Source organism: Halomonas sp. SIMBA_159 (assembly GCF_046536035.1).
GTDB classification, from domain to species: domain Bacteria; phylum Pseudomonadota; class Gammaproteobacteria; order Pseudomonadales; family Halomonadaceae; genus Vreelandella; species Vreelandella venusta_A.
Genome location: NZ_JAWJBT010001816.1, coordinates 1 through 229, shown reverse-complemented (window position 1 = coordinate 229; position 229 = coordinate 1). Strand labels below are relative to the sequence as shown.

1 protein-coding gene is annotated in these 229 nt (G+C 63.3%); it reads left to right on the top strand.

Annotated features, from left to right (window positions below; genetic code table 11):
* Window positions 1-229 (top strand): hydantoinase B/oxoprolinase family protein (locus tag R0J87_RS25470; RefSeq protein WP_498889801.1); only part of this gene is annotated, 229 nt, incomplete at its 3' end.

Sequence of the window (229 nt, the reverse complement as noted above, 5' to 3'; positions counted from 1 at the left end):
CTGCGGTCAGCTCGCTCGTCCGTGATCAACACCGCTCGAGACTTCTCGTGCGCGGTTCTCACAGCCGACAGTCAGCTACTCGCGGCGGCCGAAGGCGTCCCGGTGCACGTGTTCGGAGCAGGTCCGCTCGGTGAAGACATGACCTCGCTCCATGACGATATTCGGGAGGGAGATGCCTTCCTGCACAACGACCCGTATCGCGGCAACTCGCATGCAGCGGACCACTCCA